15 protein-coding genes and 7 pseudogenes are annotated in these 14,548 nt (G+C 42.4%); 6 read left to right on the forward strand and 16 right to left on the reverse strand.

All coding sequences use genetic code 11. The annotated features are described in order from the left end of the window. Together HK413_RS22445 and HK413_RS22450 are read right to left on the reverse strand one after the other, a co-directional pair. A pseudogene (locus tag HK413_RS22445) lies at positions 1 to 468 on the reverse strand (energy-dependent translational throttle protein EttA); the annotation flags it as partial. A 146-nt stretch (positions 469 to 614) separates the two neighbouring features. Next, positions 615 to 1,028 (reverse strand): annotated as a pseudogene (locus HK413_RS22450) (6-bladed beta-propeller); the annotation flags it as partial. 456 nt (positions 1,029 to 1,484) lie between these two features. Here HK413_RS22450 and ettA point away from each other — a divergent pair. Both ettA and HK413_RS13795 read left to right on the forward strand, forming a co-directional pair. Further along, positions 1,485 to 3,162 (forward strand): annotated as a pseudogene (ettA, locus tag HK413_RS21620) (energy-dependent translational throttle protein EttA). Positions 3,163 to 3,252: 90 nt separating this feature from the next. Continuing rightward, the gene (locus tag HK413_RS13795; RefSeq protein ID WP_175270540.1) at positions 3,253 to 4,239 is read left to right on the forward strand and encodes a serine hydrolase domain-containing protein; all 987 of its coding nucleotides are present in this window, start codon (positions 3,253 to 3,255) and stop codon (positions 4,237 to 4,239) included. Positions 4,240 to 4,302: 63 nt separating this feature from the next. Here HK413_RS13795 and HK413_RS21625 read toward each other — a convergent pair whose 3' ends face one another. From HK413_RS21625 to rlmD, 5 genes and pseudogenes are all read right to left on the reverse strand, one after another. Continuing rightward, on the reverse strand, positions 4,303 to 4,491 hold the full coding sequence (locus HK413_RS21625; protein WP_317169613.1) for a type I phosphoribosyltransferase: 189 nt from the start codon (positions 4,489 to 4,491) through the stop codon (positions 4,303 to 4,305). 21 nt (positions 4,492 to 4,512) lie between these two features. Continuing rightward, positions 4,513 to 4,653, reverse strand: a complete 141-nt coding sequence (locus HK413_RS21630) for a hypothetical protein (protein ID WP_317169614.1) — start codon at positions 4,651 to 4,653, stop codon at positions 4,513 to 4,515. Between the two features lie 4 nt (positions 4,654 to 4,657). Further along, positions 4,658 to 4,807 carry a hypothetical protein gene (locus HK413_RS21635; RefSeq protein WP_317169615.1) on the reverse strand — a complete coding sequence of 50 codons (150 nt, stop codon included), beginning with the start codon at positions 4,805 to 4,807 and terminating at the stop codon, positions 4,658 to 4,660. Between the two features lie 84 nt (positions 4,808 to 4,891). Further along, a complete protein-coding gene (locus HK413_RS13805) occupies positions 4,892 to 5,287 on the reverse strand; it encodes a hypothetical protein (RefSeq protein WP_175270553.1) in 396 nt (131 codons plus the stop codon). A 108-nt stretch (positions 5,288 to 5,395) separates the two neighbouring features. Then, a pseudogene (gene rlmD, locus HK413_RS13810) lies at positions 5,396 to 6,798 on the reverse strand (23S rRNA (uracil(1939)-C(5))-methyltransferase RlmD). Positions 6,799 to 6,983: 185 nt separating this feature from the next. Between rlmD and HK413_RS13815 the strand changes: the two are divergent. Then, a complete protein-coding gene (locus HK413_RS13815; protein ID WP_175270541.1) occupies positions 6,984 to 7,223 on the forward strand; it encodes a helix-turn-helix domain-containing protein in 240 nt (79 codons plus the stop codon). Between the two features lie 74 nt (positions 7,224 to 7,297). Here HK413_RS13815 and HK413_RS13820 read toward each other — a convergent pair whose 3' ends face one another. The 3 genes from HK413_RS13820 to HK413_RS13830 form a co-directional block, all read right to left on the reverse strand. Then, positions 7,298 to 7,687, reverse strand: coding sequence for a hypothetical protein (locus tag HK413_RS13820; RefSeq protein ID WP_175270542.1), 390 nt, complete (start codon positions 7,685 to 7,687; stop codon positions 7,298 to 7,300). A 4-nt stretch (positions 7,688 to 7,691) separates the two neighbouring features. Continuing rightward, the gene (locus HK413_RS13825; RefSeq protein WP_175270543.1) at positions 7,692 to 7,961 is read right to left on the reverse strand and encodes a hypothetical protein; all 270 of its coding nucleotides are present in this window, start codon (positions 7,959 to 7,961) and stop codon (positions 7,692 to 7,694) included. Positions 7,962 to 8,170: 209 nt separating this feature from the next. After that, a complete protein-coding gene (locus HK413_RS13830) occupies positions 8,171 to 8,548 on the reverse strand; it encodes a response regulator (RefSeq protein WP_175270544.1) in 378 nt (125 codons plus the stop codon). A gap of 458 nt (positions 8,549 to 9,006) precedes the next feature. On the opposite strand from HK413_RS13830, the gene HK413_RS13835 reads away from it, so the two are divergent. Both HK413_RS13835 and HK413_RS13840 read left to right on the forward strand, forming a co-directional pair. Further along, positions 9,007 to 9,462, forward strand: coding sequence for a hypothetical protein (locus HK413_RS13835; protein WP_175270545.1), 456 nt, complete (start codon positions 9,007 to 9,009; stop codon positions 9,460 to 9,462). A gap of 26 nt (positions 9,463 to 9,488) precedes the next feature. After that, on the forward strand, positions 9,489 to 9,665 hold the full coding sequence (locus tag HK413_RS13840; protein ID WP_175270546.1) for a hypothetical protein: 177 nt from the start codon (positions 9,489 to 9,491) through the stop codon (positions 9,663 to 9,665). On the opposite strand, the gene HK413_RS13845 is transcribed toward HK413_RS13840, so the two are convergent. The 6 genes and pseudogenes from HK413_RS13845 to kbl form a co-directional block, all read right to left on the reverse strand. Next, entirely contained in the window at positions 9,666 to 10,247 is a 582-nt protein-coding gene (locus HK413_RS13845; protein WP_175270547.1) for a TetR/AcrR family transcriptional regulator, read from the reverse strand. Positions 10,248 to 10,250: 3 nt separating this feature from the next. Continuing rightward, complete coding sequence (locus HK413_RS13850; RefSeq protein ID WP_175270548.1) at positions 10,251 to 10,667, reverse strand: Rieske (2Fe-2S) protein; 417 nt, start codon at positions 10,665 to 10,667, stop codon at positions 10,251 to 10,253. Position 10,668: 1 nt separating this feature from the next. Beyond that, positions 10,669 to 11,705: pseudogene (pheS, locus tag HK413_RS13855) on the reverse strand (phenylalanine--tRNA ligase subunit alpha). Then, entirely contained in the window at positions 11,705 to 12,019 is a 315-nt protein-coding gene (locus tag HK413_RS13860; RefSeq protein ID WP_175270549.1) for a PIN domain-containing protein, read from the reverse strand. Before HK413_RS13860 ends, pheS begins: the two are co-directional and overlap by 1 nt. Positions 12,020 to 12,246: 227 nt before the next feature. Continuing rightward, the gene (locus HK413_RS22455; RefSeq protein ID WP_394353188.1) at positions 12,247 to 12,366 is read right to left on the reverse strand and encodes a DUF6364 family protein; all 120 of its coding nucleotides are present in this window, start codon (positions 12,364 to 12,366) and stop codon (positions 12,247 to 12,249) included. Positions 12,367 to 12,413: 47 nt separating this feature from the next. Then, positions 12,414 to 13,603, reverse strand: a pseudogene (gene kbl / locus HK413_RS13870) (glycine C-acetyltransferase). Between the two features lie 123 nt (positions 13,604 to 13,726). Here kbl and HK413_RS13875 point away from each other — a divergent pair. Beyond that, positions 13,727 to 14,548, forward strand: a pseudogene (locus tag HK413_RS13875) (DUF5686 family protein); the annotation flags it as partial.

Here is a 14,548-nt window from a genome sequence, read left to right on the forward strand (position 1 = left end):
TTAGAGTGATAGATAAGTGAACGCGGTTAGCCACTGCCACCCGATAATACGCCAACCTTTTTCTGCTGGTCGGCGCCGTTAAGTTAAACCGCGATACAGCACGCGAGTTTAACGGGCGGTTGTCAACCATAATGGTTTCCAACCGCCGGTTACATTTTCCCATACAGATTTGTTAGGTCATCATGCATTTGGTCGACATAGCCTAAATGCACGGTTTCACCCACACGGAAAGTACCTGCATCGGGCGTATCCAGCCGGTAATTGCTGAAACAATGTAGTTTCACCATGCCGGTCAGTCGATAATACCAACGATTCCAGCAGGAGGCAAGGAGAAGCTCAGGTTATCAAATAATAACTTATCGCCATAACTTTTTGCTTACGCCGTTAGCCTCGATAACCACATTACCTAAACGTGCGGACCTGGCGGATAAACAGCTCCAGTTTTTCGCGTTCCTTGGTTTCTTCGGATGTTGGGTTTCGCTGTGCGCTTGATGACCCTTCCCTAACCCATTTGAAATATAGCCTTCTTCTGTTGCATGGGCTTCTGCTTTGCTATAACCCAATCCCTGAGCATAAACTTTATGGTTTTCGTTCGTATATAATATCAGTGATTTAGAATAAGTTTTATAGTTCTTATCCGTACTATCCAAGGTGCTATAATAATTGGGGTTAACGGCCTTATCAGGAGTTATAAAAAAATATTGCCAGCTATTAACTTCGTCTTTAGCTGTTTCGGCATCCATCTTTATGGTTTTTAACTCTTTACCATCAAAGTCCGCGTAGATGAGTGTTTTATAGTCGCGGGTGAATATTATCTGTTTGGTAAATTTATTTACAGAGAAATCCCAGATATAGTTATTGCTACTACCCTCGGTACTTTTGATTTTGGCGTGATACTTACCGGCTTTGGTAAAAAACAGAATACTATGTGTATTGTAATCTAAAATGATGTAATAATCATCGGTAATCTGCATCTTGGCGATACTGCCAAACAAGCTTTCTTTTGTGGTTTTCGGGGGAATATAGTTAACTTCAGTAAAAAGTCAGAGGCCACGCCACCGACAGCGTTTCCCGGATCGACGCGTAATGTCATCACGCCGCTTGAATCAACTTTGATTTTTTTTTTTGAGCAGAAACAGATAATGCGATTGCTATAGATAGGCATAAACAAAAGCTTACTTTTTTAAATAGGATTGATAGGTACATGTGTAATAAGGTGTTGGATTGGTTTTCCTGTTCAATGATAATCAAATAATTTTTAAATCAAAATATTCAACGCAACACTATTACATCTTTTAACGTAAATTAACATTTGGCAACATTGTGGCACTCAATCTTAACACAATGCTACCTATGTAGTAAATAACGGTTATCGCAAAGTATTTGGCGCTTGCACTTAACTTTGCTAATGCCCATATTTGCACTGATATTTACCTATCAATCATTCAACAATTCAATAATTCACTCAATCACTCATTATACACATGGCAGACGAAAAAATAATTTTTTCAATGGCCGGGGTTAGTAAGGTTTACCCCCGCAAAAAACAGTATTAAAAAACATATACCTCAGCTTTTTCTATGGGGCTAAAATTGGCGTTATCGGTTTAAACGGCTCGGGTAAATCATCCCTGTTAAAAATTATTGCGGGCATTGATAAAACCAATATTGGCGAGGTTGTATTTTCGCCGGGCTATACCGTAGGCTACCTGAGCCAGAGCCCGAGCTTGACCCTGACAAAACCGTACGCGAAATTGTGGAAGAAGGCGTTGCGGAAACTACTGCCCTGCTTAAAGAATACGAAGAGATCAACGAAAAATTTGGACTGGAAGAGTATTACAGCGATGCCGATAAAATGGATAAGCTAATGGCCCGCCGGGGCGAACTACAGGACCAGATAGATGCCGTAAACGCACGGGAACTGGATACCAAACTGGAGCGTGCGATGGACGCCCTGCGCTGCCCCGAGCCTGACACCAAAATCTCGGTACTATCGGGTGGCGAGCGCCGCCGGGTGGCTTTATGCCGGTTGTTGTTAAAAGAGCCTGATGTTTTATTACTGGATGAGCCTACCAACCACCGGACGCCGAGTCTATCGACTGGCTGGAGCAGCACTTAAAACAATATAAAGGAACCGTTATAGCAGTAACCCACGACAGGTATTTCCGGACAATGTTGCCGGATGGATCTTAGAGCTGGATCGTGGCGAAGGCATCCCTTGGAAAGGCAATTACTCGTCATGGCTTGATCAAAAAGCTAAACGTTTGGCACAGGAAGAAAAATCAGAAACCAAACGCCAGAAAACTTTGGAGCGTGAGCTGGAGTGGGTACGTATGGGGCCGAAGGGTCGCCACGCAAAATCAAAAGCGCGTTTAGGTAATTACGAGAAACTGGCATCCGAAGAAACCAAGGAACGCGAAGAAAAACTGGAGCTGTTTATCCCGCCAGGTCCGCGTTTAGGTAATGTGGTTATCGAGGCTAACGGCGTAAGCAAAAGTTATGGCGATAAGTTATTATTTGATAACCTGAGCTTCTCCTTGCCTCCTGCTGGAATCGTTGGTATTATCGGCCCCAATGGCGCGGGTAAAACTACATTGTTTCGCTTAATTACCGGGCAGGATACGCCCGATGCAGGTACTTTCCGTGTGGGTGAAACCGTGCATTTAGGCTATGTCGACCAAATGCATGACGATCTTGACCCTAACAAATCTGTATGGGAAAATGTAACCGGCGGACTGGAAACCATTATGGTTGGTAACCGCCCGTTAAACTCGCGTGCTTATGTATCGCGGTTTAACTTTAACGGCGCCGACCAGCAGAAAAAGGTTGGCGTATTATCGGGTGGCGAGCGTAACCGCGTTCACTTATCTATCACTCTAAAAAAGGCAGTAACGTATTGTTGCTGGATGAGCCGACAAATGATATCGACGTAAATACCTTACGTGCTTTAGAAGAAGCGTTAGAAAACTTTGGCGGCTGCGCGGTAATTATCAGCCACGACCGTTGGTTCCTTGACCGCATCTGTACGCATATCCTGGCGTTCGAGGGTAACTCGCAGGTTTATTTCTTCGAGGGTAACTATACTGATTACGAAGAGAACCGCAAAAAACGTTTAGGTGATGTTGGGCCGAAACGGATTAAGTATAAAAAATTGACAGTGTAAATTTAAAGGCTGACCGGACGGTTGGCTTTTTTATTTGACGCGTGGTGTAACCAGCTTAGCCAAGTTGGTGTCCTATGATAAAAAACGATCATGAAATATTTAGCTGTAGCACTTGTACTTACCATCTGTACCATCCTTCATGCAAAGGCACAGGTTCCTGATATGAATGACTCACTTGCTGTTGCCGCCTGGTTAAAAGAAAAACACATCCCTGCATTGGCAGTAGGCTATATAGAAAACGGCAAGATCAAATCCATTTGCAGTTATGGCGAGCTTAAGGCTGGGGTGCCAATATCTCTTTCATCAATATTTAATGTAGCCTCTATCACCAAAACCATTACTATTATGGTTACGCTTAATTTGGTTAATTCGGGTAAATGGAAATTAGATGAGCCGATTGCACGTTATTGGACCGACCCGGATATTAAAAATGACCCCAGGAGCCAAAAGCTCACCACCCGCGACCTACTGACGCATCGCAGCGGCTTCCCTAACTGGCGTTCGCAGCAGGCCAGTGGTAAATTGGCGTTTCAGTTTGATCCCGGCACAAAATACCAATACTCGGGCGAAGGTTTTGAATACTTAAGACATGCGTTAGAGCGTAAATTTAACCGTAAACTTGAGCAGTTAGCCGACTCTTTAATTTTTAGCCCGCTGGATATGCGCGATACCCGCTTTACGTGGAACAATAATCAGGAAAGCCGCTTCGCCTATCCGTTTGATGCTAACCAAAAGCAGTTAGAACCCACGCATAACACCGCTGCTAATGCTGCCGACCTGTTAAAAACAACGGTGCCCGACTATTGTAAATTCGTGCTTTGGGTATTAAACGGCGGGGGCTTATCTAAGAAACTATATACCGAAATGACCAGCCACCAGGTGACAACCAAGCCCGGTGCATATATGGGTTTAGGCTGGGCAATATACGATCCGATAGGAAACAGTGAATATGCCATATCGCACGGCGGACATGACCCTCGAGTACATACCATGGCTATTTTGCTGCCACAATCAAAAAAGCGGTGGTTATCTTCACTAACTCTGATAATGGGATGCAGCTCTATCCGGCCCTTGTAACTTATTATTTAGGAGCAGCAGGGCAGGCAATTGTAGCTATTGAAACGAAAGGTAAATAGGCCTCTACATCAAATAAACAGCATCTTCTTCGCCGTTCTCACTCAAAACCACATCAATATGTTCTTTGATGATGGTTGACAGTGCAATACCCGAGTAGTCGGTAGTTACCGGGAAGCTTTTGTGGTTACGGTCGACAAGTACAACAGTGCGCAGTTTTTTTAGCGGTACATCCGGGGAAAACTCCAAAGCCATAAGCCAGAGATTTTCCGCTGTTCAACACATCATCCACCAAAATAACCACCTTATCATTACAGATCTGGATATCGAAATCGACCCGGCATCGAGGCGGCTGCTAAAACGATCAAGGTCGATGGTAAGCAGCGTACTTTTAAAAGGCGCTATCTCATCCAGCACTTTTTTAATCGCGCAGCCAAAAACCACCGCGTGGCAGCATACCGGCGATGATAATTTCCTTTTCATCAAAATTATCTTCCAGGATCTGGTAAGCGATACGATCTATCTTTTGCTGGATTTGCTGCTGATTGAGTATGAGTAGTTTTTTGTCCATGGCTGCTTTTACTTATGCTAAAGTAGCTAATTTAATTAATGATGTGTAAGATTCTTCGCTATCGCTTAAAATGACAAACCGACTTTACTCATACGGCACAAACACAAAGTTTGCACCCTCGGGCACTACCACAAACACGCACATAAAATCTTTAGGATTTTTGTAGGTTTCAATAAAGCGTTGTTTTAGCTCGGGTTTTATTACGCCTACTTCTAAAAATTCTTCCATTGTTGATGCATGGATGCTCCATTGGGTACCAAGCTCCGTGCGGTCAAGTATCAATTCACCTAATTTAAGCTCGTGCTGGTGCGCCACAAAGATGGGGTATTTGGATAATCCCTCCACCATTATCTCTACCGCAACCTCGCGGATGGGCTCGCTAAACATTTTCAGGTCGCGGCGCAAACTTACCAGCGGGCTATCAACTACAGGTTTTGGCTGTTCGCCACGGTTTTCATTAAGCAATTCTTCCGGTTCCATATTCACTTCCATGTTTTGCCTCACCTAAATCCCTCTCCAAAGGAGAGGGACTTCAATGCGAAGCGTTTAAAAAGCCCTCTCCTTTGGAGAGGGTTGGGTGAGGCAACGTTATCCTCTTCTTCTCAATAAAACCACATTCTCTACATGCTGCGTATGCGGGAACATATCTACCGGCTGTATTTTAACCGTATCGTATTTCTCTTTTAATACCAGCAAATCGCGGGCCTGTGTGGCTGCGTTACAGCTTACGTAAACAATCTTTTCGGCTTCAATCTCCATCAACCTTGCCACTACATCCGCGTGCATGCCGGCACGTGGAGGGTCGGTTATAATTACATCAGGCTTGCCGTGCCCGGCCACAAATTCGGCAGATAGCACATCTTTCATATCGCCCGCATAAAACTTGGTATTAGTGATTTGATTGATGGCGCTGTTTATTTTAGCGTCTTCAATGGCACTTGGTACATACTCTACCCCTACTACCTCTTTTACATTGGCAGCAACAAAGTTGGCGATTGTACCGGCCCCTGTATAAAGGTCATAAACCAGCTCATCACCTTTAAATTCGGCAAAATCACGGGTTATTTCATAAAGCTTAAGTGCCTGTATGCTGTTGGTTTGGTAAAATGATTTTGGCCCAATGCGGAATTTAATGCCCATCATTTCTTCATGGATATACTCCGGCCCTTTCAGGCAAATACTTCTGGTCAAAAATGGTATCGTTCTTCTTTTCGTTAAGTATATAAAGTAACGAGGTTATCTGTGGGAATTCCGCTTCAACAAAACTCATCAGCTTGTTCACCGCGTCCTCATCCGCGTAAGCGAAAACAACAATTACCATCAGTTCGCCGGTTGACGAGGTGCGGATAACCAGGTTGCGCAAATTGCCGGTGTGGTTCCGCAGATCGTAATAGGTATAACCGTTGGCTTTGGCAAAATCGTCTATTTTATTGCGGATATCGTTACTTGGGTCGGCCTGTAAATAGCAGTGTTGCACATCCAGTATCTTATCAAAACGGCCGGGAATATGAAAGCCCAGCGCGTTCATGTTCAAGGCTTCATCGTCGCGGCTTTCGCCATCATATAACCAGCGTTTGTTGCTAAAGGTAAACTCCAGCTTATTGCGGTAATACCTGTCGGCAGGCGAGGGTACTATCGGCATAATACCGCTTGTATCTATCTTACCTAAACGGCTCAATGCGTCCGCTACCGATTTTTGTTTGAATTGCAACTGCGCATCATACGTCATGTGCTGCCATTTGCAGCCCCCGCAAGTGCCAAAGTGCGGGCAAAAAGGCTCCGTGCGGTGTTCGCTCGGTTTTTTTATGTTGATGATCTTGGCTTCGCCAAAACTTTTTACTGCGGTAAACCTGTACATCAGCAATGTCGCCGGGTACGGCTTTTTCAATAAACAACACAAACTCATCGGCCCTGCCTACACCTTTACCTTCTTCGGCAATATCAATTACGGCAACGTCTTCAAAAATGTGGTTATACGGTATCTTACTCATTGCCGCAAAGGTAGGTTTTTGATGTGCAGATATGCAAATGTGTGGATGTGCAGATATAATTATTGGTTTAACTAAAAAGTTGCTGCGTTAAGACCAATCTTTAATTTTCAACCTAATCTTCCTTTCCCAACAAAACCGACGGCAATCAGCCTTCGTAAATTGGTATATACCTATTTATAATTGTTATGTATAATAAAAATGCCATAGCCGCCAATATTAAAAGTGCGAGGATGTACAGGAACTACTCGCAGGAGTACCTTGGTATCAGGTTAAAAATATCGCAGAACGCGTATAGTAAGATTGAGCTGGGGCTTTCAAACGTTAATCTGCAACGCATCTTTGAAATTGCCGAAGTGTTTGAGGTGGATGTATGCGATTTGATTGACACTGAAAAACCGCTTGCGTTCAAACTAAACAAAAATTAGCTAACTGTCTTTTAAACCGCGCTAAACAACAAAGGCCACTTACCGGGGGCCTTTGTTGTTATTATTATTTCAGTTTATTGCTTAACACAATCACCTGTAAGCAGATTTATTAAATAAATTTTTGAATCAACAGTTAATGTAGCCTGGTTGTTTCCTTTAAATGACAATATGCCGGTATAATTAAAGGTACCTGCCGCGGCACTGCCCGCTATAGTAATAGTAGCCGATCCGCCTGCTATCTCGCGACCGGGTTTGCTTAACAATACATTGGTAGCAGTGATGGTAACATTGCTGCTGCCGTTTGCCTTACCAGCTACTTTTGATGTGAACGAGCCTTTACGGTTATAAGTACCATTAATAACAAAGTTGGTTGCATTACTGGTTAACCCTGCTATAGTAATATTTGATGTTCCTGTATCATTTGATGTTAGGCGCGGGCCGTCAAAATTGCCTTTAAAAGTCATGACATTAACCCGGGTTATCGGGCTGGCTGTTAGCGTTACAGTTTAGCGTGCGTACATATTTATAAAAAGCACTAAATGTAACAGACGAATTAGCATTCGAGTTGATACTAAGGCTGTCTGCAACTGTAGTACCGCATGCCTGGCGCGATGAGCCGGTTGCATTTACCTGCTGGCCGCCAGTGTTAACCGAATTAAGTGTTTGGGCATTTATACCAACATTGTCAGTTACTGCTGCAAAACCCAATGAATTTGCTGCTACTGCGTTGGCAGCCATATCTGCAGCCTCATCGGTAGTTACTGCACTGCTGACGGTTGTTTTTTACATGAAACGGCAAATAACAACAGCGGTACAATTAAAACTATTTTAAACGCTTTCATAAGTTTAAGGGGTTATGATTTACGGTTTTGTTCGGAAATTTCTTTAGCCTGTAACTTTTAAACGAATTGCTAAACCCTTTTGTTTTCAAAAACCGTTATTTATACCTAAACCTTACGCACTCCCGCCCCAATAGTTTTAGCTACAACGTTCAACAGGTCATCAGGATTAAGAAATGGTTTTTTAAGAAATGCCGATGCTTCACAAAGGTTAGCATAGCTTTCTATCTCATCAAGTGCCGAAACCAATATTACAGGGATGTCTTTAGTTTCGGGTTTTGAGTTAAGGATCATGCAAAGGATATGGCCGTTTACTACAGGCATCTGCTCATCAAGGATAAAGCAGTCGGGTTTTAAAGTCAGCAATAGCTCAATAGTAGTTATACGGCTAATGCAGGTTACACGGTATCCTGCTTCAGTCAACAAAAATTCCATTACCGATAGCAGTGCGTCATCATCATCAATAATAACAATATGTTTTTCCATTTATAGTCGATATTTTTCATGCACTTAACAGCAAATATTTACGATTGTTTTAAACATATAGTTTTGATATTGAGACAGTTAACCATTGGTTAATACTTGCTTTTCAATAAAATTTTTGAGCAAAATATGGCACCTGCCGGTGTTAGCGTTCATCATGTTTGACCTGGCGCGGAATTACAAATCAGCAAGTAAGACAACGCATTAAGGCTTTGTCACGTATAAGCGAAAAGCGTGATCAGACTTTTGGTTGATATTAGCAAGCAAATAAGTTTGTATATTGCTTATGAATTAAATTTTTAATATAAATTAATATTAAACACGTGAATTTACCTGCGGGCTACGATCCCCAAAAAGTTTAAATGCTGTTATACAAAACACCACTACGTTCATACAGTTAAATTGGCAGCCTTTATTAGCGGTGTACTGTATAATTTGCACATTATTTTTAATACGGGGTAGTGTTTGATTATATGTACCCCACACATTATCCTCTGCCCGGGCATCACATTAATACTTACCCGGCAGAGCAATTGCAGCATACCGGGATTAAATTCTTGCTATCTACTCTTGGCGATACGGCATTGGCAGCAACCGTATTATGGTTTATTAAATTATATATACAAAACGGAGTGGTGCCATCAGCTAAACAAGTTTGGGACAGTTTTAAACTATTGTACCTGCGCTATTACTTTGCCTTAGCTTCAATTTATGTGGTGGTAATATTTGGATTTGTTTTGTTGATCGTTCCCGGTGCATTGCTGGCACCTATAGCTGCCCTTACCGTGGTTATTATGGTGTTTGATAACCTTGGCTTAACCGAAGCCCGGCGCAGGGGCAAAAATATGGCAATCCAAAACTGGGATTTAACGCTGGGTGTTTTTACTTCTTTGTATTGGCAATTGTTATTTTACTAATAGCTAAGTTTAGTATTGGCGCTATTATGGCAAAAGCGGCACCTTATGATGGGAAAATGATGATTATAAGGCTGTTATTTATTTTTGTATCACATATCATATTAATGCTGCAATTTATAGGCATGTCGTTTTGTTATCTTTCGATAAATGCCGCTTCAGCAATACCGGTTATTGAGGAGTTGGATGCGCCTGTCGCGCATTAATTAAATAGTAATAGCCGCCTTAACCAAATAAGGCAGGATCTCTTTTTGGAAAGATACAAAGTTTTTGCGCACGTCGCTATCGCTAACCGAAGTAAATGCGAAGCTAAATACGATGCTTTTGCTGCATTTGATGAGGAAACGCATGCGTTGCTGGTAATTATCAGTTTTACGGATGGCGGTGATGCGGGTAAATGAGGCCAGTAAAAGGTCCTCCAACTCATTACTTAAATTCTTTAAAAAATCCTGCGAGTTGGTGCTTTCGCGGATGAAATCCCAGCCGATGAACTCATTACAAACGGTATAGCTTAGCCGGCAGGTTTTCATGATGAGGTTACCCAGGTGGGTTTCTTCGTCCATTTCGGGCGCGTTGGCGGCTATCAGGTCGTCAACACTTACGCGGATATAATCCATCAATAAGGTATGCAGCACGTGCTCCTTACTGTCGAAATATTTGTAAATAGTGGCCTTAGCTATCTTGGCCCGCTTGGCAATCTCGTTAACACTGGTTTTATGGTACCCGAATTTTCGAAACAGATCTTGCGCTGCACGTTTAATGCTATCTTTTATTTTATCGGCTTCCATGTATCAGTTAGACACAAATATCTCAAAATTACTGACATTTACTGTATATTCTTTAAGAGATTTAACAGCAGGGGCCTTAACAGGGCTGCCATCCTCTAATAGCCACTTAGCACCACTTGCCGGATCGGTACAGGTGAGGCTTGGATTATCTAACGTGATAACCGATTTATTTTGGGGTAAATAAGGGCTGCATGCATCATAAGCGGCATAGCCACCGCCCGATCGCCTAAAAAGGATAAGCCCGGCAACACCATAACCTTTTAACACTACCGCCCCACCGGGGTTATGTAAAGCATTAAGCGCCGGGTTAGCCAAAGCCATCTGGAAATTTACAGATACATTAGGGACATAGTCGCCGGTTTTACCACAGGCAAAGCAGCTTAATATAAGCGCTGTTATTATCCCTAATTTTTTGATCATGCTATATAATCTCGGTCTGGAACTGTTTCAGGAAACGCTCGTCATTCTCGCTAAATAAACGCAGATCGCGGATAACATATTTTAAGTTGGCTATTCGTTCCATACCCATACCAAATGCAAAGCCGGTAAATTTTTTACTGTCTATACCGCAGTTCTCCAAAACGTTAGGGTCCACCATACCGCAACCCAATATCTCAACCCAGCCACTGTATTTACACATATTACAGCCCGCGCCTTTACAAATGGTGCATGATACATCCATTTCGGCAGATGGCTCGGTAAATGGAAAATATGAAGGACGGAAACGCACCTGTGTGCCCTCGCCATAAAGCTCCTGTACAAAGTGGTAAAGCGTTTGTTTCAAATCGGCAAATGATACATTCTCGTCTATATACAACCCTTCAACCTGGTGGAAAAAGCAATGCGCGCGTGCAGAAATAGCTTCGTTACGATAAACCCGGCCCGGCATAATAGCACGGAACGGTGGTTTGCCATTCTCCATCATCCTAACCTGTACTGATGAGGTATGGGTACGCAAAGCGATATCATCCTTGCCTGCATTTTTCTTGATGAAGAAAGTATCCTGCATATCACGGGCAGGGTGCTCTTCAGGAAAATTTAATGCAGAGAAGTTATGCCAGTCATCCTCAATCTCCGGTCCCTCGGCTACATTAAAGCCCAGGCGTTTAAATATATCGATGATCTCGTTACGCACCAAAGATAACGGATGGCGCGAGCCAACCACGGAAGTTATCGCCACGGAAGGGTTAAATCGATATCTGATTTTTGATCTGCATCAGCCGAGGTAAGGCTTTCTTTTAAATCGTTATACTTGGCCTCGGCCAGTTGTTTAAACTGGTTCAATACTTTGCCAAACGTGCGTTTCTCTTCAGGGCCAACGGTCTTAAACTCTTCAAAAAGATCTTTTATCAATCCCTTGGTACCTAAAAATTTTATACGGAACGTTTCCAGTTCATCCGCGTTAGCAGGTGAAAAGGCGTTGATCTCGGCAGTGTATTGATCTATTTTTTCTTGCATTATAGTGTTCTTAAAAATTGCTCGGCTGTTAAAACCGGGATATTTGCATCTTTATAATCTTTTATATTTCTGGTAATAATGAAATCAACATTTGCACTTCTGGCTGCATAATATTGAACAGCATCTTCGAAATCAGAGAAATTACTCTTCAATGCTAAATCAATTACAACTTCATTTACTTCAATTATTGAAATAACGCTTCTTAATCTTTGTAATGAATGCAGCCTTGTTGAGGATGCAAATTTACTTAGAAAGTAATTTGTATTTACAAAGGCTACTGAAGATGTAACTGCTCTATATTTTTTTGATAACAAAGTTCTATCAAATTAATTGCCGATAAAGAAAATGGCTCTCTCAATAAACTAATATCAAGCATGACATCGCTGTCAAAAAATAACTTTTTCAATTGCCGTACTTTTCTTCAAGGTGTTTATGAAATTCGGCCTTGTGATCAAAATCAGGTACAGGATCACATACTGCAACCATCCCTTTAACCCAATCAGACAATTCGTCCATGCTTTTCATCTTAAAGGGTTCCTTTTCAGTTTCCACCTTTTTTAAAAAAGCCCTCTGCTAATTTTGAAATACTGGTATTCCTTTTCTTAGCGACTTGTTTCATTTGGTCAATTAACCCCGGATCAATATTCAACGTTAATTTCATATTGCTATATTTTATACGTACAAATATAAATATTTTATACGTATGATTTATTTTATCACCGCCAATTCTTTACCCACCTTAGTAAATGCCGCAATAGCTTTATCCAAATGTTCCCTGTCATGCGCGGCAGAGATTTGTACCCTGATCCTTGCTTTACCCTGCGGTACAACCGGGTAGTAAAAGCCAATAACATAAATGCCTTCTTCCAGCATTTTGGCGGCAAACTCCTGCGCAAGCTTGGCATCATACAGCATAACCGGCACAATTGGGTGTACGCCCGGCTTAATATCAAAACCTGCATCGGTCATCGCTTTGCGGAAATATTGAGTATTGCTTTCCAGCTTATCTCGCAGTTGGGTGGTTTCACTCAGCATATCCAATACAGCTATTGACGCACCTGTAATTGCTGGCGCTAAAGTGTTTGAGAATAAATATGGTCTTGAACGCTGGCGCAGCATATCAATAATTTCTTTACGGCCAGATGTAAACCCGCCCGACGCACCGCCCAGCGCTTTACCTAACGTACCGGTAATAATATCTATTTTACCCATTACATTATGATGCTCGTGTGTACCACGGCCGGTTTTACCCATAAAGCCGGAGCAGTGGCTCTCATCAATCATAACCAAAGCATTATACTTTTCAGCCAACGCGCAGATCTTATCAAGTTGTGCAATTGTACCATCCATGGAGAACGCGCCATCAGTAACAATAATACGATGACGAAGTGCGACTGTTTCCTGTAGCTTAGCTTCGAGGTCGGCCATATCATCGTGCTTATAACGGTACCGCTGGGCCTTGCACAGGCGCACACCGTCTATGATTGACGCATGGTTCAGCTCATCAGATATAATAGCATCCTGCGCGTCAAACAGTGGCTCAAATACACCTCCATTGGCATCAAATGCAGCAGCGTAAAGTATGGTGTCTTCCGTTCCTAAAAACTCGGCTATCTTCTTTTCAAGTTCCTTGTGGATATCCTGTGTACCACAAATAAACCTTACTGACGACAAGCCATAACCATGCGTATCCATCGCTTTTTAGCAGCCTCAATAACTCTTTTATCGCCGCTTAGGCCCGGGTAATTATTAGCGCAAAAGTTTATTACTTCACGGCCGCCGGCCACCGTAATATCAGCCCCTTGTGCCGAGGTTATAATGCGTTCTTTTTTATAAAGGCCTGCTTCTGCTATAGCTGCAAGCTCCTGTTGCAAAACCGGTTGTAGTGTGTTGTACATGTTTACAGTTAATTTCTGCAAAATTAAGCATTAACTGTCATTTAGCTTCAAAACGCTGCGTTTTTAATAATAATAGGTTTCAGGTCAAACATTTGTGCGCTTAAATGCTTATTTGTGGACAATATGAAAAGATTTTTACTATCGGTTTTTATACTGTTGGGCGCTTTTGTTTTTAAGGCATCGGCGCAGCAATATGTTTTGTCAGGCAAAATAACAGATGTAAACGGCAAACCCATTTCCTATGTATCAGTCTATATCCATAACTCCACTTATGGTACAACCACTAACGAAGACGGTATTTATAAATTCAATATCCCTGCCGGCACCTATAATTTGGTTTACCGCTTTGTAGGTTATAAAGAACGCATTGAAAAAGTAGTCATAAACGACCGCGAGGAACGACGGGACATACAATTGGAAGATGAAATTTACCAACTGAAAACCGCAACGATCCGTGATAAAGATGGTATGGATACCGCTGCCAATGTAATTATGCGTAAGGTTATTGCCAAGCGCGAGTATTATTTAAACGAGATCAAATCCTACTCGTGCGCTATTTATGTTAAGGGTGTACAAAAACTGGTTAGCGCGCCTAAGTCGTTATTAAAGGGCGGGGTATCCAGAGTATTGGACTGGACAGTAACGGCCGGGGAATACTTTACCAGTCTGAGCAGTTGTCAACCTTCGATTTTGAGCGGCCAAATAAGGTGAAAGAGGTCACTATAGCCTCGCGTGCAGCAGGTATAACACCAACATTCAGCTACTACAAAGCGTCAGATCTGCAGGCAAACTTTTATAATAATGTTTTTGTGATTAATGGATTAAGCGCCAACGGTTTTGTATCGCCTATTGCAGCGAATGCGTTCTCTTATTATCGCTACAAGCTTATCGGGCAAACAGTTACCAACGGACGCACTATTGATAAGATCAACTATCGGCTCGCGG

The organism is Mucilaginibacter humi (assembly GCF_013087555.1).

What these genes read in the sequence shown, in the direction of transcription:
- HK413_RS13795 (WP_175270540.1), top strand. Translation starts at nt 3,253, where the DNA reads ATGAAATATTTAGCTGTAGCACTTGTACTTACCATCTGTACCATCCTT.
- HK413_RS21625 (WP_317169613.1), bottom strand. Translation starts at nt 4,491, where the DNA reads ATGGCTTTGGAGTTTTCCCCGGATGTACCGCTAAAAAAACTGCGCACT.
- HK413_RS21635 (WP_317169615.1), bottom strand. Translation starts at nt 4,807, where the DNA reads ATGGACAAAAAACTACTCATACTCAATCAGCAGCAAATCCAGCAAAAG.
- HK413_RS13805 (WP_175270553.1), bottom strand. Translation starts at nt 5,287, where the DNA reads ATGGAACCGGAAGAATTGCTTAATGAAAACCGTGGCGAACAGCCAAAA.
- HK413_RS13815 (WP_175270541.1), top strand. Translation starts at nt 6,984, where the DNA reads ATGTATAATAAAAATGCCATAGCCGCCAATATTAAAAGTGCGAGGATG.
- HK413_RS13820 (WP_175270542.1), bottom strand. Translation starts at nt 7,687, where the DNA reads ATGACTTTTAAAGGCAATTTTGACGGCCCGCGCCTAACATCAAATGAT.
- HK413_RS13825 (WP_175270543.1), bottom strand. Translation starts at nt 7,961, where the DNA reads ATGGCTGCCAACGCAGTAGCAGCAAATTCATTGGGTTTTGCAGCAGTA.
- HK413_RS13830 (WP_175270544.1), bottom strand. Translation starts at nt 8,548, where the DNA reads ATGGAAAAACATATTGTTATTATTGATGATGATGACGCACTGCTATCG.
- HK413_RS13840 (WP_175270546.1), top strand. Translation starts at nt 9,489, where the DNA reads ATGGCAAAAGCGGCACCTTATGATGGGAAAATGATGATTATAAGGCTG.
- HK413_RS13845 (WP_175270547.1), bottom strand. Translation starts at nt 10,247, where the DNA reads ATGGAAGCCGATAAAATAAAAGATAGCATTAAACGTGCAGCGCAAGAT.
- HK413_RS13850 (WP_175270548.1), bottom strand. Translation starts at nt 10,667, where the DNA reads ATGATCAAAAAATTAGGGATAATAACAGCGCTTATATTAAGCTGCTTT.
- HK413_RS22455 (WP_394353188.1), bottom strand. Translation starts at nt 12,366, where the DNA reads ATGAAATTAACGTTGAATATTGATCCGGGGTTAATTGACCAAATGAAA.